The 21024-nt window shown below is 54.6% G+C and carries 19 protein-coding genes; 6 read left to right on the forward strand and 13 right to left on the reverse strand.

Going from position 1 to position 21024, the window contains the following annotated elements:
- The first annotated feature begins 4 nt into the window (after positions 1-4).
- Positions 5-742 carry a 7-carboxy-7-deazaguanine synthase QueE gene (locus tag RHK62_RS03425; RefSeq protein WP_225901699.1) on the forward strand — a complete coding sequence of 246 codons (738 nt, stop codon included), beginning with the start codon at positions 5-7 and terminating at the stop codon, positions 740-742.
- Between the two features lie 13 nt (positions 743-755).
- Here the strand turns inward: RHK62_RS03425 and RHK62_RS03430 are convergent, their stop codons facing one another.
- From RHK62_RS03430 to RHK62_RS03455, 6 genes are all read right to left on the reverse strand, one after another.
- A complete protein-coding gene (locus RHK62_RS03430; protein ID WP_206201267.1) occupies positions 756-1940 on the reverse strand; it encodes a hypothetical protein in 1185 nt (394 codons plus the stop codon).
- A gap of 113 nt (positions 1941-2053) precedes the next feature.
- Positions 2054-3067 carry a PAS domain-containing protein gene (locus tag RHK62_RS03435; protein WP_302678983.1) on the reverse strand — a complete coding sequence of 338 codons (1014 nt, stop codon included), beginning with the start codon at positions 3065-3067 and terminating at the stop codon, positions 2054-2056.
- Positions 3068-3133: 66 nt separating this feature from the next.
- The gene (gene cbiB, locus RHK62_RS03440; protein WP_206201266.1) at positions 3134-4141 is read right to left on the reverse strand and encodes an adenosylcobinamide-phosphate synthase CbiB; all 1008 of its coding nucleotides are present in this window, start codon (positions 4139-4141) and stop codon (positions 3134-3136) included.
- A gap of 38 nt (positions 4142-4179) precedes the next feature.
- Entirely contained in the window at positions 4180-5250 is a 1071-nt protein-coding gene (locus RHK62_RS03445) for a Fe(3+) ABC transporter substrate-binding protein (RefSeq protein WP_206201265.1), read from the reverse strand.
- A gap of 65 nt (positions 5251-5315) precedes the next feature.
- Complete coding sequence (locus tag RHK62_RS03450) at positions 5316-5627, reverse strand: hypothetical protein (RefSeq protein WP_310453273.1); 312 nt, start codon at positions 5625-5627, stop codon at positions 5316-5318.
- 89 nt (positions 5628-5716) lie between these two features.
- Positions 5717-6049, reverse strand: coding sequence for a hypothetical protein (locus tag RHK62_RS03455; RefSeq protein WP_310453274.1), 333 nt, complete (start codon positions 6047-6049; stop codon positions 5717-5719).
- Positions 6050-6425: 376 nt separating this feature from the next.
- On the opposite strand from RHK62_RS03455, the gene RHK62_RS03460 reads away from it, so the two are divergent.
- Positions 6426-7934: a pyruvate kinase gene (locus tag RHK62_RS03460; protein WP_206201263.1), complete on the forward strand. Its 1509-nt coding sequence runs from the start codon at positions 6426-6428 to the stop codon at positions 7932-7934.
- Positions 7935-7942: 8 nt separating this feature from the next.
- Here RHK62_RS03460 and RHK62_RS03465 read toward each other — a convergent pair whose 3' ends face one another.
- From RHK62_RS03465 to RHK62_RS03490, 6 genes are all read right to left on the reverse strand, one after another.
- The gene (locus RHK62_RS03465; protein WP_302678979.1) at positions 7943-9184 is read right to left on the reverse strand and encodes an efflux RND transporter periplasmic adaptor subunit; all 1242 of its coding nucleotides are present in this window, start codon (positions 9182-9184) and stop codon (positions 7943-7945) included.
- A gap of 37 nt (positions 9185-9221) precedes the next feature.
- Entirely contained in the window at positions 9222-10157 is a 936-nt protein-coding gene (locus RHK62_RS03470; protein WP_206201262.1) for a DNA polymerase III subunit delta', read from the reverse strand.
- Entirely contained in the window at positions 10154-12877 is a 2724-nt protein-coding gene (locus RHK62_RS03475) for a CBS domain-containing protein (RefSeq protein WP_310453275.1), read from the reverse strand. The genes RHK62_RS03470 and RHK62_RS03475 overlap by 4 nt, the downstream gene beginning before the upstream one ends.
- A gap of 84 nt (positions 12878-12961) precedes the next feature.
- Positions 12962-13456, reverse strand: coding sequence for an isoprenylcysteine carboxylmethyltransferase family protein (locus RHK62_RS03480; RefSeq protein ID WP_206201260.1), 495 nt, complete (start codon positions 13454-13456; stop codon positions 12962-12964).
- 48 nt (positions 13457-13504) lie between these two features.
- Positions 13505-14038: a 4Fe-4S binding protein gene (locus tag RHK62_RS03485; RefSeq protein ID WP_302678977.1), complete on the reverse strand. Its 534-nt coding sequence runs from the start codon at positions 14036-14038 to the stop codon at positions 13505-13507.
- 107 nt (positions 14039-14145) lie between these two features.
- The gene (locus RHK62_RS03490) at positions 14146-15177 is read right to left on the reverse strand and encodes a D-alanine--D-alanine ligase family protein (protein WP_310453276.1); all 1032 of its coding nucleotides are present in this window, start codon (positions 15175-15177) and stop codon (positions 14146-14148) included.
- Between the two features lie 72 nt (positions 15178-15249).
- Here RHK62_RS03490 and RHK62_RS03495 point away from each other — a divergent pair, with 72 nt between their 5' ends.
- From RHK62_RS03495 to atpC, 3 genes are all read left to right on the forward strand, one after another.
- Positions 15250-15444 carry a DUF2862 domain-containing protein gene (locus RHK62_RS03495; protein WP_149817325.1) on the forward strand — a complete coding sequence of 65 codons (195 nt, stop codon included), beginning with the start codon at positions 15250-15252 and terminating at the stop codon, positions 15442-15444.
- Between the two features lie 228 nt (positions 15445-15672).
- Positions 15673-17121 (forward strand): F0F1 ATP synthase subunit beta, encoded by a 1449-nt coding sequence (gene atpD, locus RHK62_RS03500; protein WP_149817323.1) that lies wholly within the window; start codon positions 15673-15675, stop codon positions 17119-17121.
- A 67-nt stretch (positions 17122-17188) separates the two neighbouring features.
- Positions 17189-17605 (forward strand): ATP synthase F1 subunit epsilon, encoded by a 417-nt coding sequence (gene atpC / locus RHK62_RS03505; RefSeq protein WP_302676665.1) that lies wholly within the window; start codon positions 17189-17191, stop codon positions 17603-17605.
- 55 nt (positions 17606-17660) lie between these two features.
- Here the strand turns inward: atpC and prfB are convergent.
- Positions 17661-18774 (reverse strand): peptide chain release factor 2 gene (gene prfB / locus RHK62_RS03510; RefSeq protein WP_206201256.1). Its coding sequence is split into 2 segments (ribosomal slippage): positions 17661-18698 and positions 18700-18774, totalling 1113 coding nucleotides; the frame shifts between segments, so codons are not numbered across the junction.
- A 188-nt stretch (positions 18775-18962) separates the two neighbouring features.
- On the opposite strand from prfB, the gene ftsH4 reads away from it, so the two are divergent.
- The gene (gene ftsH4, locus RHK62_RS03515) at positions 18963-20822 is read left to right on the forward strand and encodes an ATP-dependent zinc metalloprotease FtsH4 (protein ID WP_310453277.1); all 1860 of its coding nucleotides are present in this window, start codon (positions 18963-18965) and stop codon (positions 20820-20822) included.
- The last annotated feature ends 202 nt before the right edge of the window (positions 20823-21024 follow it).

The raw sequence follows: 21024 nt of genomic DNA on the forward strand, positions 1-21024 counted from the left end.
GGAGATGTTCTCAGCGATTCAAGGGGAAGGCGCTAATGTGGGGTGTCGGCAAATTTTTATTCGCTTGGCGGGTTGTGATCTCCGCTGCACCTATTGTGACAGTGCCCACACATGGTTTGTTCCCCCCCATGCCCTAATTGAAGCACAAGCGGGCGATCGCTACTTTCAAACCGTACCCAATCCCGTCACTGCCGCCCATATTCTCGAAGCCGTACAGCAGCTCAATACTCCCCCCATCCACGACAGTATTAGTCTCACCGGCGGCGAACCGCTGCTCCATGCTGCAACACTGGCACTATTTTTGCCCCTCCTCAAAGCCCATAGCTCCCTGCCCCTCTACCTTGAAACTGGCGGACACCATCCAGAAGCACTGGAGCAAATTCTTCCCTATCTCGATAGTGTCGGCATGGACATTAAGCTCCCCAGCGTCAGTGGTGAGTGCCATTGGTCAGCCCATGAAGCCTTTTTGCGCCTGTGCGATCGCGCCCCTGTCGAGGTCTTTTGCAAAGTGATTATTTCCCAAACAACGGATCCTGCTGATTTAGACCGCCTCGCTACCCTTGTGGCCAGCGTCAATCCCCATATCCCGGTCTTTCTCCAACCTGTAACGCCCGTAGGTACCGGTCGCTGTACCCCCCCACCCACCCCGGAACAACTCCTCAGGTGGCAAGCGCAATTGAAGGCACAGCTGACCCAAGTGCGCGTCGTCCCCCAAACCCATAAATATCTCGGCCAGCGCTAGGGGTATTTTTTAATTACTTTTTAATCAAAATGTACGCACGGACATAATTGGGGATGCGACGGGCAGCCGCTTGGTAGGTAGCACGGTCTGGAAAAATTCCCGCTAGAAAGTCCAACTGATAGAGATTGGGCATAAAGGCTCCCCCCGTATCGGCAATCACGCCGAGGCGCAGTTTAGGCTGACCGCCTTGGGTATCTTCAACCACAATGACTCGCCCAAGACCGATATTCCAGACATCCCCCGCAAAGGTCACCTCAGGTTGGGTATTGATTTTGTTTTCAATGGTGCTGCCATAGCCCTTAAGGAAAGGGACTTCACGAAAATACCAGTAGCGTCGCTGCTCGTAGGGATCAACCCCCTTGACGAAGGGAATATCATTATTGCGATCCACATTGAAAAAGGCTTCAGTGCCATCGGTAAATTGCACCAGAATCGTCCCCTGCATCAGGGCATCCTCAAGCCCTCTCCTCGTCAAGTAGGCCAAAGGCTTCACCCGTCCATAGAGGGAGCCACCCGGTTCAAAAATCCCTTCCAGTACCTGTTGCTTTGTCAGTTGCTTATAAAATAAGTCCTCGGGTTGATCGGGAACACGGGGCGGCAGAGCATAAAGCGCCGTATTGTACGTCTCTGTGCGGGTGCGTGATCCGCGATGGGTAAATACCGCATAGTTGGTGAGGCGCAATTCCTTAGTTTGATGCGGATTGCGGGGGTTGTGGGGCAGCCATTGAATGACGCGAAAGTGCCGATTAATAAATGCGGGGTCTTGCAAACGAATTGGGCGCTTGCGACTAATATCCTCCGTGAGCGTCGCAATCATAAAGTCTAGGGTGTCGAGGACTTGGGGCAGCGTCACCCCCTGAATCGCCAGAATGCCCTCCCGCTGGGTAATGGGGTCTGTTTCCCTAAAGTCTTGAAAATACTGGCGAGTGCTACGCAACACTTGCAGCAGCTTCATCGGGGCGGTGCTAATGCGGTGGGCGGGCAGGGGGCGATCGCGAAACAGGTTCCGCCCATCCACTTGAAACTGGGGCTGGCCAAACTCATCCAGCACGGTGTACAGGGGAGATACAGCCACAGGGGACGTTGTAACCGTTGCAGATGCTTCTACTGGTGCTGAGGGAACCGTTGCCGCTTGACAGCCCACTGCCAAAAACATCAGACTCAGACAACTTGCCGCACTCAGCCAATAGAAACGCATAAGCAGACCTTGAACATGTTTAGCCTGCACTCCCTAATCCTCGCATCGCAGGTGGGGGTTAAGGCGCGGCAATGTAGGGAAGCGGAGTGGCCAATCGATTCATCATCCTAACCTTATGTGGAAAACTCCACAAGGGATGCTGCTCTCACACCTATACGATAGACCTGCGATTCAAAGTCGGTAACAGTACCAGTGGCGGTGAGGGCTTGGATAAACTCTTCGCGGCGACGCGGATTGACATAGAGCTGACCAGCAATGTCAGTGATGTGAGCCTGTAGATCCGCTGGGGAGTCATAAGCGTAGATGCGAGCCAAGGCGGGGTTGACCTTGAGGTAATGACCATTGGGACTAGATTGCAAGATCCCCTCTGTGGCATTTTCAAAAATACTGCGGTACTGGCTCTCGGCAAGGCGGAGCGATCGCTCGATCTCTTGGCGCTCTAGCACATTGGTAAATACTTGACCCATCACTTGCAGCAGTGGTAGGAGGGTCTCTAGGTGGGAATGAGCCTGACGTACAAAGTCTAATCCCAAAAAGCCGATCAACTCCTCACCGCGATTGAGGGCAACCACAAGGAGGGACTGAATTTGCTGGACGTCTAGACCTTGGCGATCAGGGGAATCCTTGGGCAGGTTTTGGATGCAAGGCCAGATGACATGATCCTGGCTCTGAATTTCTTCGAAAAAACGGGGATAGTCTTGAGTCACAATCCCCTGAAGCTGTTCCTGCTGAGGTTCAATGCCAGGGGCGCACCATTCGTAGGTATTGGAAAAGCTCCCTTGGGTACCGGGGTCACGTTCAAAGAGGTAAGCGCGATCGGCCTCCGTCATTTCCCCCAAAAGACCCAGCACCTTGTGGATGGCCTGGGGAATCTCCGTCAGGGGGTCGAAAAAGGTTAGCAGTGCTCCATCCTGAAGCAGTGAAGCTACGGAGAGGTGATTCCCCAAAAGCTGCTGGCCAATGCTGTTGGCGCTAATGACTTGATATTGGGGTGGGCGGGTGGCAGAAACACCAATCAGTAGTAGCCCTTGGGCACTGTAGTTAAAAAAAATCTCCAACAGGCGATCGGCCATGGAGAGGGAGGAAGCGGCCAGTGTCTGGCCTTGCAGAGGAGAGGGCTGAACCACGGCCAATGTTTCTAAATTTTATTTCTTAATCCATCTACTCTAAACGATTCTGGCCAAGATGAACTGCTAAATGGAAAACACTTTATGCCACACCAAATGCCACACCAAAACGATGCCGCCTGTGGCTGTAAGGGTGATCAGGTAGAGGGAACGGCTGAGCCGCAGAGCTGCAATAATCGTGCCTTGATCAATGGGGTGCAGCGGTTCTCCTAAAAAGGGTTTCACTTTCACCGTGCCGCGATAGATATTCGTACCCCCCAGCCGTACGCCAAAAGCGGCTGCATAGGCACACTCACTCCAACCGGAATTGGGACTGGGATCCTTGGGCGCATCCTGGCAACACCACTGCCATACCCGCTGCCACTGCCTAGAGCAAAGGGCAACTAGAAAGACGAGCCACCGACAGGGCAACCACGTGAGCACATCATCGGTTTTGGCAGCAAACCATCCCCAGTGGGTGTAGGGTGGCTCGCGATAGCCAATCATTGAGTCCAAGGTACTGGCAGCTTTGTAGGCCATGACGAGGGGCAAGGGGGTTAGTTGCGGAACGATAAGGGTGGCGATCGCCCCATAAAACAGCGGTGCCATCATGCCATCGGTCGTATTCTCACTCACCGTTTCCAGAACCGCCCGCAGAATCTCAGGCGCCTCTAAGTGGGCAGTCTCGCGACCCACATACTTAGCCAAGGACTGGCGTGCCCCCTCAAGATTGCTAGCCGCCAAAGGTGCCAATACCTCTGCCGCTGCATCCCGCAGACTACGACCCGCAAAGCCACTGGCGGTGCCCACGACTGCAATCCCCCAACCGAGGAGGGGCGAAATCGTCATTCCCAGTGCCACCACCCCCCAACTGATGAGGGCAGAACCTAGGATTAAGCTCAGTGTCAGCAGCGCCCCCCCCAACCGCTGTCCCCAAACTGGCCAGCCTTGGCCATAGTTGAACCCGTTGCTAAGGGATTGAATATAGGCTCCCATCCAGCGCACGGGATGCGGCCAGCCCCACGGATCCCCAAGGCCAAAGTCAAGGAGGGCAGCAGCCAGAAGAATCGTGTAGGCAATGAAGGCGCAAGACACAGGAACGATCAACGGGGGCGATCGCTCATTTTAGAACCTTAGCGCCACCCCACCCGGTCCATAATCCGCAGAGCGTCGGCATTGTTGCGGCCAAACACTGCAGCATTGACATTTTGGCCACGGAAGTTGCCAAAGCGCCGCACAACCGGATGCAAGGGTACCCCGGAGCGCACGGGATATTCAAAGTTGGCCATGGCAAACATCTCCTGCGCCTTGGGACTCACTAAGTATTCGAGAAAACGAATGGCCCCTTGCCGATTGGGGGCACCCGCCACCACGCCACCACCGCAGATATTCACGTGGGCACCGCGATCGCGCTGATTCGGGAAGAACAAACCAACCTTCTCAGCAACTGCGCGGTCTTCTGCTTTATCTGAGGCCATTAATCGAGCGAGGTAGTAATGATTTGTAATTGCAATACCTCCAACACCCGCTGCACAAGCGCGAATTTGTGCAGTGTCATTTCCCTCTGGGGGTCGGGCAAAGTTGGCAACCAATCCCCGCACCCACTCTTCTGTTCTTTGAGAACCATGAATCGCCAGCAGTGAGCCTACCAAGGATTGGTTATAGACATGGCTGGAGCTGCGTGTGAGAATCTGCCGCCGCCACCTAGGATTAGCTAAGTCTTCGTAGGTGGACAGTTGATTGGGATTGACGCTGGATTTGTTGTAGATTAGAACGCGTACGCGCCGCGAGAGGCCAAACCAGTGACCTTGGGGTTCCCGCAGGTTGGCTGGCACCACGCTGTTGAGCACCCTTGACTGAATCGGCTGCAAAAGACCGGCCTGCTGGGCTCGCCACAAGCGACCAGCATCCACCGTAATCAACACATCGGCAGGACTCCGACTGCCCTCACTGCGAATCCGTTCAATTAGGGCATCGGCCTCAGCTTCAATGAGATTGACCCGAATGCCAGTTTGCTCGGTGAAACCGTTGTAGAGGGCTTTGTCGGTATCGTAGTGCCGTGCTGAATAGACATTGATCACACCCCCTGCCTGCCGCTGTTGAGCATTGCTCGATTCTGCTTTTTGGTTCCAGAGGTGGTGGGCGACATAGGCCGTTGCCCCAGCGCCCATGCCCAAGAGTACACGGCGACCGACTTTCTGCATAGTTGAGAATTTCTCCTAAATGCAATCTGAGAAATATTCTAGGACGATGGCTTTGTTTTTGCAATTTAGTTGCAATAAGTTAAGTCTTTGCTGTACCACCACTGGCGATCGCTAGGGGATAACTCCACCCAATAGAGCGTAATCACCATCATGGCGCCCGTTTCGAGGTGGCGCACCCAATAGCTGGGATGCCGTTTTGTGGCACTGTCGAGAATAAGCCGCCGCCCAATGCGCCGCCAACTGGGTTCTTTGCTGCGCCAAGCAATGCGGCAACAGGGCCATGGTAACTGCTCGCGGTCAAAAAGGCGACAACAGGCACCCACGACCTCATAGCTGAATGAATAGCCGGGACTGTAGAATTGAGTCCCACTCGCCAAGACAGGTGGCTGTTCTATGGTTGAATCTAAGCCAATCAAGGGGATGCGCTAACGTGCAGGCCAGCTTTCCAGTGTATCAGGAATCCCCCCTAGGGTTCTTGGGCGGCAATCAAAAGGGCACAGCAGCTAAAGCCAATGACGAGGGGGAGCAAAGACTGCAGCCAGCCACTCAAGCCCGTGGTGACTAGGGCGATCGCCAGTGCCAACATCTGTAGGCGGCGTTGCTGCGGGGATGGGGCAGCCGGCAGGTCAATGAATTGCAAGCCATCGGTGGGCAAAGGTAAGGGCATCACGCCGCCAGGGGGAAACGCCCAATACTGGTACTGCTCAATAAAGAGATCTGTCCACCCATGTTCTTGGCACCAAGCCACTGCGGACTGATAGGAGTATTTGAGTAATTGCAACGAAGAATGACGATCCATAGGGGCACTGGTCAGGGCCAGACAATGAACATCTCTATTGAGAACATAACAGAACTGGGAAATCGGTTTGGAACCCTTGTAGTAACTCTTAATCCTTTTGCTTGGGAGAAAATTAAGATTCCCGAAAAAGGTCAGCAGATATACTGAAAGATAGATAGAGTTGTGTCAGAAAGCACAACGGTTCCTACACCACCGTTCGTTGCAGCCGAGTGATGTAAAGAAGTATTTATTTATGTTTTGCAGTGAGGGGTATTGTTAAGCCATCAATTCATGGTTTTCAAGAATCACTAAATTTCCCGCAAATCCCCATGAAATCTGGCTTTGCCATGAGTCCAACCGAATCATGAATTCCCTTAAAATCATCTAGGAGGCGGTTATGTTGCTGGAGGCACCGACTGTACCGGTTTCACCGGTTGCCTTGCTCCATAGCTTGTTAGAACTGCGGCAGGAAATTACTAAAGAGGGGGAAGCCCGTTTTCAACAGTGGCAATCAAAAATTAAGCGATCCGAATTTATACCTAGTGCCCGCAATCTTGCCTACTATTTGGCCTTGCGCTGGCGGGATCTACGGGCAATTCAAATGGCCTTGATGCCTTGGGGGTTATCGTCCTTAGGACGGATCGAGTCGCGGGTGCTCCCCAATTTGGATGCGGTGATCAATACCTTGGGCGCCCTGTGCCATACCCATGAGTCACTGCCCCCCCGCCCACCCTTAGATGCCTTTTTTGCGGGCGATCGCCAACTGCGCCGCCAGACGGAAGAACTCTTTGGACCCATTCGCGGCAAACGCCATGGGCGCATCATGGTGACCCTGCCCCCTGAGGCGGCGACTGACCCCCAATGGAGCATTACCCTGCTGCGCAAGGGCATGAACTGTGCCCGCATCAACTGTGCCCACGATGACCCTGCCACTTGGGAAGCGATGATTGAGCACCTGCAAGCGGCAAGCCACATTACGGGTCAACCCTGCAAAATTCTCATGGACTTGGGGGGGCCAAAACCCCGCATTGCCGACATTTTTCCGGAAACGGTGCGCGTCCACGGCGGCGATCGCCTGCGGCTGACAACGGAAATTTGCCCTGATGGTGGAGAAATACCGCAATTCACCTGCTCCTTGCCAGAAATTTTGCCGCAATTGGCGGTGGGGCAGCGGGTTTGGATTGATGATGGCCACATTGGCGGTCGCATTGTCAGCAAAGATGAGCAAGGGGTGGAACTGACTATCACCCACTGCAAAGAAGGACAGCGGTTGAAAGTGGCCAAAGGCTTGAACTTCCCCGACAGTGATTTGCGCCTGTGTCCTCTGACCGAAAGCGATCGCGAGCATCTGGCCTTTGCTTGCCGCCATGCCGACATCATTGGCTACTCCTACGTCCAGTCCGCCGAGGATATTGCCCTACTGCAACGGGAACTGGAGCATTGTTGTGGCGATCGCGCCGACCAGATGGGCATCATTGCCAAAATTGAGACCCCGAAAGCAATTCGAGCACTGCCAGAACTGATCATCCAAGCGGCGGGTCGGCAACCCTTTGGCGTCATGATTGCCCGGGGTGATCTCGCGGTTGAAATTGGCTACCAACGCTTGGCAGAAATGCAGGAGGAAATCCTCTGGCTCTGTGAAGCCGCCCATGTGCCCGTGGTTTGGGCCACCCAAGTCCTTGAAAACTTGGTGAAAAAAGGCGTGCCCTCCCGTGCAGAAATCACGGATGCGGCGATGGCGGAGCGAGCGGAGTGTGTCATGCTCAACAAAGGCCCCTATGTGGGACTGGCAGTAGATATCCTCGATGATGTCCTTGCCCGCATGGAAGCCCACCAGCAGAAGAAAACACCGCAACTGCGGGCACTGCACTCGTGGCACCCCTACGAGACAATTGTGCGCCAATAAACCTCTAGTTAGCCTTCAGAGAGGATGCTGGGGCGAATTTTATCCCCGTCCCGCAGGGGCCGACCCGAACGGACGACATAGCGATCGCCGGCATTCAAACCACTGAGGATTTCCACTTTGCCCTCCCGCCGTTGGCCTAGGGTGACCTGCCGCTCCTGCACGCGATCGCCAACCACCACAAAAACGCTGCCTTGCCGTGAGGATAGTTGCCCCTCCTCAAAACCACTGAGGGCGGATTGCGGAATCATCAAGCGCGGCGCATTCGCTCCTTGGAAGGCCACCCGTGCCAGTAAACCACTGCCCAAGCGTTCATCGGCATTGTCAATCACGACTTCCACAGGAATCAGACGGGCAGCGGCGGCGGCAGGTGAAATTCGCGTAATCCGTCCTTCATAGGTGCGGTTGGGCACGGCATCAAACGTCACTGTTGCCCCTTGGCCGGGAGCTAATCTCGCTAATTCCCGTTCCGAGACTTCCACAACAACTTTGAGTTGACGAATATCGCCAAGGCGAAGAACTTCTCCCCCCGGTTGCAGTAGGTTGCCCACTTCTGTCAGTCGCTCTAGCACCACGCCATTGAGGGGCGATCGCAGGAGGGCTTGATTCAACCGTGCCCGTGCCTGTTGGACAAAGGCGATTTGGGCTTGCACCCGACCTTGGGCAACGGCCACCCCCTGTTGGGCGGTCACCACCTCTGCTTCACGAGACCGCAGTACCTGCCGTGCTGTTTGCGCCGTTGTGCGTGCCTGTTCCGCTGCTTGTGCTGAGACGGCACCATCCCGCAGCAGGGTTTCAAGGCGGCGGGCGTCACTTTCCGCCTGTTGGAGGGTAAGACGGGCTTCTTCGACGGCTGTACGAGCGCGATTGACGGCGGCTTTGGCTTGGATCACCTCGTTGCGACGGGCAGCCAGTTCTGCCTCTGCTGCAAAGACGGCATTTTTGAGGACAACGGGATCCACCTCCGCCAACAGTTGCCCCGCTTGCACGCGATCGCCCACATCTACACTCAGGTGAAGAACTTGTCCCTCCACCTGCGATCGCACCATCACTTCACGGTAGGGGTGAGTGGTACCTGTCAGGGTTGAGCCTGTTTCCAGCCGTTCCAAGCGTGCCACCGCCACATCAGCAGTAACCCCTTCACTCTCCGGACGCGCGACTGCCGGTGATTCTAAGCGATTTATTGCCGACTGGCATCCCCCCAAGAGCACCGCGATCGCGATCGCCCCCAGCCATTGTTGTTTCGCCATCATCTGTCTATTTATCTTCCCAACTGCTGCCGATAGCCTATCACACCGTCCCCAACTGCATCAGTAACACCTCCCAGACAAGGCGAGGCTGAACGTACTGCTGCAAATACTGACGGGCACGCTCCAATTGCTGAAGCATAGACACCTTCTGCGGGAACGATCCCCCTTGCCAAATTTGCTGCTGCATTAGACCGAGGAGCCAGAGCTGTCGTTCCACATCAAGGGATTGGCTAATATCTCGTGCCAATTCCAAAGCAGTTTGTAAAGGGAGGGGTGTGGTCAGTTGTTTGCCGAGGTGGCGGAACGGCTCAGGAATCTCTCGCCATGTTTGCCACGCTTGCAGAACTGCTCCTGGGGAGCCAGCTCCTAGGTCAAAGAGGGCGGGGCTAACCTCCTGCCAAAATTCAGGGGGGGCGACCTGTCGCAGGACCTGTTCGAGATCGGAACGGTTGAGGGGATAGAAGGGAATTTTCTGACAACGGGAAACTATCGTATTCAAGAGTGCTGACGGACTGGGAGCAATGAGAATCAACGTGGCACGCCCCGGTTCTTCGAGGGTTTTTAGCAGGGCATTGGCGGCGGCTTCGTTCATGGTTTCAGCTTGGGTCAAGACCACTAGCGATCGCGACGCACGCATCGGCGGTTGGCTGAGGTGACGGCTAAGTTGGCGAATTTGCTCTAGACGAATCTGGGGGGCACTGCGGGGAATCTCCTTCTCAGCGGCGAGGAGTTGGCGACGGGTGTAGAGCGTCCCTTGGACACTGTAGGTGGGTTCAATCCAGAGGACATCCGGGTGGTTGCTGAGATCACTGGCCTCGTTGAGAATTGCTTGCAGAAAACAGCGGGCAGTGAGGGCACGGCCTACCCCTTCAGGTCCAATAAAGAGATAGGCGGGGGCGAGTCGCTGGCGATCGAGGGCATGGGTCAGGAGTTGCACAGCGGTTGGTTGACCAATGACAGAGCGAAACCAATTCATGGTTTGGGGAAATGGGCTGCAACATAGGCAATGGCACTGGGGCGATCGCTGACAAGGCCATCAAGCATTGCCGATCGCAGGGCAAGGAGAATTTGCCGTAACTGCGGTCCGCGAGGATAGCCCAACTGTTGCAGATCATGGCCATTTAGGGGCGGCTTTTGCAATCGCCAATGCCAGAGATACTCCCGCAATAGGGCGACATCCCCTAAATCGGCTGCGCTACCTTTTGCCTGCTGTACTGCGGCCAAAAGCACAATGACGGGTAAGGGGTGACGCTCTAAAAATTCACAGTAGCGACTGCGCTGTTGCTGGCTCTGCCGCAATCTCTGCCACTCCTGTTGGCATTGAGGAAAAGTGTCCAGCCACTCACAGATGTGCTCCCCCAGTTGCAGTTGACGGGCGATCGCCCCCGCCGTGGGGACAGTCACAATCAAGGCCAAGAGTTCTAGCTCCCACAGGGGAAAGGTTTGCCACTCTTGCCGCTCAGGCACTTCTGGCCACCACTCCCAAACCAATTTCAAGCGCACCTTGGCCGCCTGATCAAAGGTGACTTGGCGATCTAAACACTCAAGGGCACCCAATTCCGCGAGTAACGTCAAGGCACGCTCACCGCCAAAGTGTTCCGTTGGCGCAAGGGGCAGTTCAAGGATGTGGCGCAGTTCATTGCGCAGCCGACTTTGGAGGGAAGGCCGTTTTGAGGTGGGGCGATCGCGGGTGGCAAAGACACCGCTGGTGAGGGCATATTCAATGTACTGGCGGGTTTGCGGCTCTAGGTCAAAGCCAAGGCGCACAGCAAAGCGCACGGCTCGAAAAATCCGCGTCGGGTCTTCAATAAAACTATTGGGGTGGAGCACCCGAATCAGTCGCCGCTGCAAATCCTCCCGTCCGCCAAAAAAATCAAGGACTTCCCCATGGCGCGGTGGTGTTAGGCGCATGGCTAGGGCATTGATGGTAAAATCGCGGCGGTAGAGATCTTGGCGAATCGAACTGGCAGCCACTTCCGGATGCGCGGCTGGATAGGGATAAAACTCACTGCGGGCGGTGGCAATATCCACAGCAAACCCGGCTAAGGGCAAGGCCTTCGGCCAGTGAAGTGCAGCGGTTTGAAACTGACCGTAGATCTGTAAATCGGTCTCTGGGTAGAGGTCATGGAGCGCTTGTGCCAAATGCACGCCAGCAGCTTCCTCCTGTTGCACCCCATCCACCACCAAATCAAACTCCCGTGTCGGTAAATGGTGATTTCCTTGGGCGATCGCCAGCAGTAGATCCCGCACTGCGCCACCCACAAGGTATAGTTGCCAGCCGCGTTCCTTGGCGATCGCTGCCGCCCGTTGTAGTAGTGTCCACAGTTGCTCCGGCAGCCGTTGTTGCAGTGCCTCGTAAAGATTTAGGGTTGGCAAGGGGCAGACCGTTTCCGTTTCGCGGCTGAGGGCATAGAGGTGGCGCAGCACATCGGTACGGGTGACAATTCCCACAAGATCACCTTGCTTATTCACCACTGGTAATCGCCCAATATCGTACTGCACCATTAGGGCTTGAATCTCTGGCAGTGGCGTTGTCGGGGAAACCGTGCGCACCGGTGCTTTCATGTATCCTTTGACCGGGGCATGGGCAAAGCCGTGGTGCAGCGCTACATCCAAATCTCGCCGTGAAATAATCCCCAGCAATTCCCCTGCAGCACTCACCACCGACAGACCAGAGTGGCCATAGCGCAGCAAGACGCGGTGGGCATCGGCAATGGGGGTTTCTGGACGTACTGTTCGTACGGGTGAGGACATGAGTTCTGCCGCTGTTGGCGGATGGGGAATCTGTGCTTGAAGCGCTGTAAATATCTCTTTGAGCACCGCCTCTGGCTGGTCTGTGGTCATCGTCACTGCGGCGGCTTGGGCATGGCCACCCCCGCCAAGGGGAGCCAGCAAATGGGCAACATTGACATTGGGAATTTGGCTGCGGGCAATAATGGCGAGATGATGTTGGCGATAGCTATGCCCAAGGAGAATGGCATCGCATTCACTGAGATCCGCCAATTGGGTGATTAACCGCGAGAGGCCGGGGAGATACTCCGCCGTATGCAGCAGCACCCAGCCCAGCCGATAGCCCTGATAAACTACTTGCTGGAGATTTGCCCATGCTTGGCGTAGATAAGGTTGCAGGTCTGCACTCAAGCCAGCCTCGGAATAGGTGGCGATCGCCCGCTGATTGGCACCTTGGCTCAACAGCCATGCCAAGGCCTGCACATCCCGCACCGTGGTTTGCTCAAAGGTCAAGGAACCCGTATCGGCGTGAATCCCTAGGGCAAGAACCGTTGCTTCTGTGGGTGTGAGGCGAACCTCTGCGGTCTGCAACTGCTCGCAAATGATAGTACTGGTGGCTCCAACGGGTTCTAACCATTGCTGCTGGGAGACAATATCCCCCGTCATCTCCAAATGGTGATCGTACAGGCCAATTTGGACTTGGGGTTGATCCAGCCATCCTGCGGCTTGCCCCAACTGGCGACGCCACTGCGTATCCACCACCCAAATCTGGCGCAATTGACTGGGGTCAACGGCTCTTGCTTCAATGAGGGGATATTCATCGCGATGGTAGGCCAAAAACTCCCCCACCTTGGGATGGGTTCCCCCAGTCAAGACAATTTTGGTTCCCGGATAAAGGCGTGTGACACCGACGGCTGCCCCAAGGGTGTCAAAATCAGCAATTTGATGACAAAGGACAACATCCATCAAAGATTCCGCAAGGGGATTGCAATCATAGCGTAGCTTAATGGCCTAGGCAATAAATGAGTACAAAAATTAGTGTTAAGTATTTTAGTACAGGAAGGGAATCAGTTTCTTCACCCTTTGCCGATACGTGGCATAGTCCTTAAACTTGGCCAACAGCCACTGTTCTTCTTGAGCGGCCTTGTGGTCAAAGAAGATAAAGAGGGCGATCGCCCCCAGCCCGTGGGAAAGACTCATTTGCCATACACCATAGGCCAAGGCCAAAAAGATCACACTGCTATAGATCGGATGGCGCACCCAACCATAAACCCCCGTGGTCACTAACTGACTGTCCTCCTTGGGATGGGGTAGGGGCGTCAAGTTGTTCCCTAGGTGAAACAAGCCAGCCATGCCTAGACCAAGGCCAATCAGACCCAAGCCAAGGGTCAATCCTAGGCGCACCACCAAGGGCAGGCTAACCACTCGGACCACTGGCAAGAGAATAAAGCCGATACTGAGTACCGTTTGGCCAATGACCCAAAATTCTCCCCGTTGATTGCGCCACCAGTCTTTGCTGAAGCCCCACTCTTGCAGTTTATTCACCTTGGTTGCCGCTGTTGGTGGATATCTTCAATTCTAGCGATCGCGCGCTCATTCCACAGGGGGCAACAATTTTGTGGCTTTCGCACTGGCCTTTTTCGCCTTCGTCTGGCCACTTCCCAGTTTACCCAAGGATTCTTGGAGTGTGCCCATCGGGCAAATCGCGCACCATGCCCGCTGATTAAAGATCACCCCCAAGAGAATCGCAACAATGGAGGTGACGACGCACATATTGACAAAGAGGCCACCTACCGCCACCCAGTTGCCCCATGCCAATGTCATGCGAAGGGCAAAAACCGTCATGATGAAGCTAAACACCGCCCAGCGAAAACTTTGTTTTTTGAAGAGTTTGGGATAGGGACGGTGGGGACTAAAGTGATAAAGCACAATGTCTAGGAACGCGCCACGCGGGCAGAGGTTGCCACACCAATAGCGGCTACGAAAATAGGCCAGCGCAGGAATACCCAGCATCATGGCCAGCATGAGGTACCCCAGCCACGGATACCAGAGGCCACCGATCGCAATTAGAAAAAATAGCCAAATCATTGCCCACTGACTGGGCTTGCCCCTCAACGATCGCTTCATAACCTGCCTAGTTTTATAGTCTTATATGACTATAGAGTTATTTAATAGAAAAAATCAAGGCCTAGATGCAGTGTCTTTATGACTCTTTACGTTGCTCAGGGGAATAGCTAGCCGTGCCGCTCTAGGGCCAATTGCACCAAGCGATGGACTAATTCTGGAAAGGGCACACCACTCGCCGCCCACAGTTGGGGGTACATACTCAGGGCGGTAAACCCCGGTAGGGTATTTACTTCATTAATCAGGATTTCGCCAGTGCTGGGTACATAGAAAAAATCAAAGCGGGCAAGGCCAGCGGCATCAAGGGCTTGAAAGGCCTGTAGGGACATCGTGCGGATCTGCTCACTCACCGCTGGGGGAATCTCCGCAGGAATATGGAGTTGAGCGCGGCCATCGGTGTATTTGGTTTCGTAGTCATAGAACTCGCTGCTGTAGGTAATCTCCCCCACCACCGAAGCTTGGGGTTTATCATTGCCGAGCACCGCGCACTCTAGCTCACGGGCAACCACACCCGCTTCCACAATGATGCGGCGATCCAGTTCGGCAGCGGCCTCAAGGGCAGTTGTCAGTTGTTGGCGATTTTTGGCCTTGGAGATGCCCACGGAGGAGCCAAGGTTGGCAGGTTTGACAAAGCAGGGATAGCCCAATTCAGTTTCAATGCGATCGCACAAATGGTTGTAACGACAGGGATCCGACCACAGGTCACTGCGCTGCAGGGCTACGTAGCGCACTTGGGGTAAGCCCACAGCCCCAAAGACCGTTTTCATCAAGATTTTGTCCATACCAATGGCCGAGGCAGCCACCCCCGAACCCACGTAGGGGCGTTGCATCAATTGCAGCAGGCCTTGCATCGTACCATCTTCACCATTGGGGCCGTGGAGAATCGGGAACCAAACGTCAATGGTTTCGGCAACCGCAGGAAACTGCCACAGGGAGTCCTCTGGTGTTGCGCCCTCGGGGATGCCAACGCGGTCTGTGGAGCGCCAGCGACCGTCTTTTTGGATGTAGATCGGAATCACGTCATAGCGATCGCGATTGTCGCCCTCGGTAAAGGCTTGGGCGATCGCTGCCGCCGAGACCACCGAAACTTCATGCTCCCGTGAGCGACCGCCAAACAATAGCCCGACCCGCAGACGACCCATAGGACAAACCCGTGTGAATGTGACGGTTTCTTGGTACGATTTTCAAGGATTATACAAAGTTTGGGAGTTGCTATGGACGTGGGGCAAAAAGTGCGCGTCTGTCGAATTCGCGATCGCGTCGCCCAAGACATCATTCAAAAACTCGGCCAAGTGGGTCAAATTACTGGTTTTAAGATGACCGATGGCAGTGGGGTTGGCGTCATTGTCACCTTCGACGATCGCTCCAGCACTTGGTTTTTTGAGGACGAAATTGAAGTCGTCGGCTAATTCCTGCCCTGCCGCCTTTTTCACAGCAACTGAGCGGGGTCAATAAGACCTCAGATTTGGATCCCACTGAATCCGATAGAAAAAGGCTGCATTAGTGGTACGTTGTATTGTGGTGCGCTTGCACCAAACGCTGCATTCCACTTTCAGTCTCGATCGTTGTGCCCCTTGGGGAGCGATCGCCCTCTGAAAAAACGCAAATGAATTTACCTAGACAGTAGGCAAACGTCCATGGTCATATCAGCAGAACGAACCAATGTAGGCTTTATTACTCAGGTCATTGGCCCTGTCGTTGACATTGAATTTCCCAGCGGCAAAATGCCCGCCATTTACAACGCCCTGCGGATTCAAGGCAAAAACGAGGCCGGCTTAGACGTGGCTGTAACCTGTGAAGTGCAACAACTCCTTGGCGATAACCGCGTCCGTGCCGTTGCCATGAGCAGCACCGATGGCTTAGTGCGGGGAATGGAAGCCGTAGATACCGGTGCCCCCATCAGCGTGCCCGTAGGGACAGCCACCCTTGGTCGCATCTTCAACGTGCTGGGTGAACCCGTGGACGAAAAAGGCGCTGTCAGTGCCACTGAAACCCTGCCCATTCACCGTCCTGCTCCCAGCTTTACGCAACTGGAAACCAAGCCCTCGGTGTTTGAAACGGGCATCAAGGTGATTGACCTGCTCACCCCCTATCGCCGTGGCGGTAAAATTGGCCTCTTTGGCGGTGCGGGCGTCGGCAAGACCGTGATCATGATGGAACTGATCAACAACATTGCCACCCAACACGGTGGAGTGTCGGTGTTTGCTGGCGTGGGCGAACGTACCCGCGAAGGCAATGACCTCTACAACGAAATGATTGAATCGGGCGTGATCGACAAAAACGATCCCAGCAAATCTAAAATCGCCCTTGTGTACGGTCAAATGAACGAACCCCCCGGCGCACGGATGCGTGTGGGTCTGTCGGGGCTGACGATGGCCGAATACTTCCGCGATGTCAATAAGCAGGATGTGCTGCTCTTTATTGATAACATCTTCCGCTTTGTGCAAGCCGGTTCTGAGGTGTCGGCGCTACTCGGTCGGATGCCCTCTGCGGTGGGATACCAGCCCACCCTCGGTACCGATGTGGGTGCCCTACAAGAGCGGATTACCTCGACCACGGAAGGTTCGATTACTTCGATTCAAGCGGTCTATGTGCCTGCGGACGACCTGACTGACCCTGCTCCGGCCACGACCTTTGCCCACTTGGATGGAACAACAGTGCTCTCCCGTGGTCTAGCTGCAAAAGGGATTTACCCCGCTGTGGATCCCCTTGGCTCCACCTCCAACATGTTGCAGCCGGACATTGTGGGTCAGGAGCACTATCAAACAGCACGGGCGGTGCAAGCGACCCTTCAGCGCTACAAAGAGCTGCAGGACATTATTGCCATTTTGGGTCTCGATGAACTCTCTGAGGAAGACCGCCTAACCGTGGCGCGGGCACGCAAAATTGAGCGCTTCCTGTCTCAGCCCTTCTTTGTGGCGGAAGTGTTCACCGGTGCCCCCGGCAAATACGTCACCCTCGAAGAAACCATCAAAGGCTTCCAGATGATCCTCAGCGGTGAGCTGGATGATCTGCCCGAACAAGCCTTCTACATGGTGGGCAATATCGAAGAAGCCAAAGCTAAGGCTGAAAAACTCAAAGCCTAGGTTTCACAGGTGTCCATACAGGGTGGGGCAACCCGCCCTTTGATCATTGAGTGGCAAGGGAAGCGTTATGGTGATGACCGTCCGGGTAATTGCACCCGATAAAACCGTTTGGGATGCCCCCGCTGAGGAAGTGATTTTGCCCAGCACAACGGGGCAATTGGGTATTCTCTCAAATCATGCCCCTCTCTTAACCGCCTTGGAAACGGGCGTGATGCGGGTGCGCCAAGACCGCGAATGGGTGGCGATCGCCCTCATGGGGGGCTTTGCCGAAGTTGAAAACAACGAAGTGACCATTCTTGTCAACGGTGCTGAGCGCGGGGACACAATTGACCTCGAAAAAGCCAAGGCCGAATTTGCTGAAGCACAGGCCGCCCTCGTTAAAGCCGAACAGGGGGAATCTAAACAGGCCAAAATTCAAGCTACCCAAGCCTTTCGTCGTGCCCGTGCTCGCTTGCAGGCCGCAGGGGGCGTGGTCGAGATTTAGGTTCTTTCCCTGATTTGCTGAACTGCAATTGCTCCCCCTAGGGGGAGTTTTTTGTTTAACTGGCTTCCTCCGTTTGCTGCCGCAGGTAGGCTTGGATAAAGGGATCGAGGTCACCATCCATGACCTCTTGAATGGCTGTCGTTTCCACCTCCGTGCGCAGGTCTTTGACCAGTTGATAGGGATGGAAGACATAGTTGCGAATTTGGTTGCCCCAAGCCGCTTCAACAGCATCACCGCGAATATCAGCAATTTCTTTGGCCTTTTGTTCTTGGGCAATGACTAATAGCTTGGCCTTGAGAATGGCAAGGGCTTTTTCCTTGTTTTGTAGTTGCGATCGCTCCTGCGTACAGCGGACGGCTAAGCCCGTTGGCTTATGGACAATGCGCACGGCTGTTTCCACCTTGTTGACGTTTTGTCCTCCCTTGCCGCCACTGCGAGAGGTGGTAATTTCTAAGTCGCTTTCGGGAATCTCTACCGTAACGGATTGATCCAGTTCGGGCATCACATCCACGCCGGCAAAGCTGGTTTGCCGTTTACCATTGGCATTAAAGGGAGAAATGCGCACCAGCCGATGGGTGCCCTTTTCAGAGCGCAGATAACCGTAGGCATAGCGCCCCCGAATTTCTAGGGTGGCTGACTTAATGCCCGCCTCCTCCCCCTCCGATAACTCGGCCAGATGGGTTTGGTAACCATGGCGCTCCGCCCAGCGGGTGTACATTCGCAGCAACATTTCTGCCCAATCCTGAGCATCAGTCCCGCCAGCACCAGCATTGATCGTGAGAATGGCGTTGTTTTTGTCGTAGGGGCCACTGAGGAGTTGTTCCAGTTCCCATCGACTCAACTGGGCGTCTAAATCCTTGAGCAGCGTAGTCGCCTCTGTCACCAGCCCTTCATCCGGTTCTAGCTCCAGCAGTTCCAGTGCCGTTTCCACGTGTTCAATCGTTTTTTGCCACTGCTGAAGTTGGTTGAGGGCGTCTTTGGCTTCGGTCAACTGTTGGAGTGTGACTTGGGCGATCGCTTGATCATTCCAGAAGTCTGGCTGAGCGGCGGTGTGCTCAAGGTCGTGAATCTTGGCGTTTAAGGCCGCCGGGTCAAAGATAGTCCTGGGTATGACCCAGGCGATCGCGCAACAAAGAAAAATCGCGTTTGAGGGTACTTAAATCAATCATTCTACGATGCAAAAGAGAGGAATTCTGTTGATATTTTATCAAAGGCTTGCCCGCTTCCTCACTGTAGTGTCGGGCATTTCTAGGCTAGCTGCGGGGTTGAGTGACCGAATGTTAAGCTTCTTGCCCTTGCCCTGAGTCCCTTCCAAGTGTCACCATGATCGGTAGGTGAACTCTGGGGAATCTAACCTATGGCCATCAAGAACCCGCCCGAAGTACCCCGTAATCGCTGGATTGGTAATCTGCTTCTTTTCGTGGGGTTGGGATTTCTCCTATTGAACCTACTTTTCCCCCGACTTTTTGCCCCCCGTCCACCTCAGGTTCCCTACAGTATGTTTATCCATCAGGTGCAAGAGGGGAAAGTGGCGCGTGCCTATGTCAGCCAAAATGAAATTCTCTACCAATTAAAGCCAGAGGGAGATAAACCGCCCCAAGTACTAGCGACAACGCCAATCTTTGATCTGGAGCTACCGAAACTCCTACAGGAAAAAGGTGTTGAGTTTGCCGCTGCCCCCCCACCGCGCAACAGTTGGTTGTTGAATGTCCTTGGTTGGGTCATTCCGCCGATTGTGTTTGTGCTCATCTTTCAATTCTTTGCCAGTCGCCAAGCGGGCGGTGGTCCTCAGGGGGTTCTCTCCATCAGCAAAAGCCGCGCTAAGGTCTATGTCGAGGGTGCCAACACGGGGATTCGCTTTGATGATGTGGCTGGGGTTGAGGAAGCTAAGGCGGAGCTGGTCGAAATTGTTGATTTTCTGAAAAATCCCCAACGCTATATTCAAATTGGTGCCCGCATTCCCAAGGGGGTGCTGCTGGTGGGGCCACCGGGAACAGGGAAAACCCTGCTGGCCAAAGCTGTTGCTGGCGAAGCCAATGTCCCTTTCTTCTCCATTTCGGGTTCGGAGTTTGTCGAGCTATTTGTGGGTGTCGGGTCGGCCCGCGTACGGGATCTCTTTGAGCAGGCGAAAAAGCAAGCCCCCTGTATTGTCTTTATTGATGAGTTAGATGCCATTGGTAAGTCCCGTTCCAGTGCCGGTTTTTATGGCGGTAACGATGAGCGGGAGCAAACCCTCAACCAACTGCTCACGGAAATGGATGGCTTTGATGCCACGGGGGCAACGGTCATTGTCCTTGCGGCAACCAACCGCCCCGAAACCCTTGATCCGGCATTGCTGCGCCCTGGACGCTTTGACCGCCAAGTCTTGGTCGATCGCCCCGATTTGACTGGTCGGGAGGCAATTTTGAAAATCCATGCCAAAAAGGTGAAACTGGCTCCTGAAGTGGATCTACACGCGATCGCTGCCCGTACACCGGGGTTTGCTGGCGCAGACTTGGCCAACCTAGTCAATGAAGCAGCCCTACTGGCGGCGCGCAATCAACGGGAAGTGGTGACGCAGCAGGACTTTGCTGAAGCCATTGAACGCATCGTGGCTGGCCTTGAGAAAAAAAGCCGTGTCCTCAACGACAAGGAGAAGAAAATTGTTGCCTACCACGAAGTCGGTCATGCCCTTGTCGGCTGTGCGCTGCCAGGCAGTGGTCGGGTAGAGAAAATCTCGATTGTGCCCCGTGGCATGGCAGCTCTTGGTTACACATTGCAGTTGCCGACGGAGGATCGCTTCCTCCTTGATGAGCAAGAATTGCGCGCCCAAATTGCCACGTTGCTAGGGGGGCGATCGGCAGAGGAAATTGTCTTTGGCACGATCACAACTGGAGCCGCGAACGATCTACAACGGGCCACAGATTTGGCAGAGCGGATGGTGCGCAGCTACGGCATGAGCAAAGTCCTTGGTCCTCTTGCCTTTGAGCAACAACAGGCGAGCTTTTTGACGAACAATGGCATGATGCTACGGGCAGTCAGTGAGGAAACCGCTCAAGCCATCGATCGCGAAGTCAAAGAAATTGTCGAGTCAGCTCACCAGCAGGCGCTCAGTATTCTTAAGGAGAACCGTGACCTTCTCGAAGCGATCGCCCAAAAACTCTTGGAAAAAGAAGTGATTGAGGGCGAAGAACTCCACGAACTACTGAGCCAAGTAAAAACCCCAACCACTGCCTAACCAAGGGAGCTGCAAAACCGCCAAAAAAAAAGACCAGCGGATTACTGGTCATTCAGTCCAATGTTTTTGTCTCAGAAGAGAAGTCAAGGCGCACACAAAGCGGTGAGGGCGATCAAAAAGCTGCACTGCCTTAGCTCCTCTTCTTCTTCCATGATAATGTAGCCAGAGTCACAAAAATTCACATATAAAATCTTTAGGCATT

The sequence above is a fragment of the Thermosynechococcus sp. HY213 genome, assembly GCF_031460975.1.
In the GTDB taxonomy this organism is placed as follows: Bacteria; Cyanobacteriota; Cyanobacteriia; order Thermosynechococcales; family Thermosynechococcaceae; genus Thermosynechococcus.

Coding starts and splice junctions, on each gene's coding strand:
- RHK62_RS03425 (WP_225901699.1), top strand. CDS start 5: ATGTTCTCAGCGATTCAAGGGGAAGGCGCTAATGTGGGGTGTCGGCAA.
- RHK62_RS03430 (WP_206201267.1), bottom strand. CDS start 1,940: ATGCGTTTCTATTGGCTGAGTGCGGCAAGTTGTCTGAGTCTGATGTTT.
- RHK62_RS03445 (WP_206201265.1), bottom strand. CDS start 5,250: ATGCAGAAAGTCGGTCGCCGTGTACTCTTGGGCATGGGCGCTGGGGCA.
- RHK62_RS03455 (WP_310453274.1), bottom strand. CDS start 6,049: ATGGATCGTCATTCTTCGTTGCAATTACTCAAATACTCCTATCAGTCC.
- RHK62_RS03460 (WP_206201263.1), top strand. CDS start 6,426: ATGTTGCTGGAGGCACCGACTGTACCGGTTTCACCGGTTGCCTTGCTC.
- RHK62_RS03465 (WP_302678979.1), bottom strand. CDS start 9,184: ATGATGGCGAAACAACAATGGCTGGGGGCGATCGCGATCGCGGTGCTC.
- RHK62_RS03470 (WP_206201262.1), bottom strand. CDS start 10,157: ATGAATTGGTTTCGCTCTGTCATTGGTCAACCAACCGCTGTGCAACTC.
- RHK62_RS03475 (WP_310453275.1), bottom strand. CDS start 12,877: ATGGATGTTGTCCTTTGTCATCAAATTGCTGATTTTGACACCCTTGGG.
- RHK62_RS03485 (WP_302678977.1), bottom strand. CDS start 14,038: ATGAAGCGATCGTTGAGGGGCAAGCCCAGTCAGTGGGCAATGATTTGG.
- RHK62_RS03490 (WP_310453276.1), bottom strand. CDS start 15,177: ATGGGTCGTCTGCGGGTCGGGCTATTGTTTGGCGGTCGCTCACGGGAG.
- RHK62_RS03495 (WP_149817325.1), top strand. CDS start 15,250: ATGGACGTGGGGCAAAAAGTGCGCGTCTGTCGAATTCGCGATCGCGTC.
- atpD (WP_149817323.1), top strand. CDS start 15,673: ATGGTCATATCAGCAGAACGAACCAATGTAGGCTTTATTACTCAGGTC.
- atpC (WP_302676665.1), top strand. CDS start 17,189: ATGGTGATGACCGTCCGGGTAATTGCACCCGATAAAACCGTTTGGGAT.
- ftsH4 (WP_310453277.1), top strand. CDS start 18,963: ATGGCCATCAAGAACCCGCCCGAAGTACCCCGTAATCGCTGGATTGGT.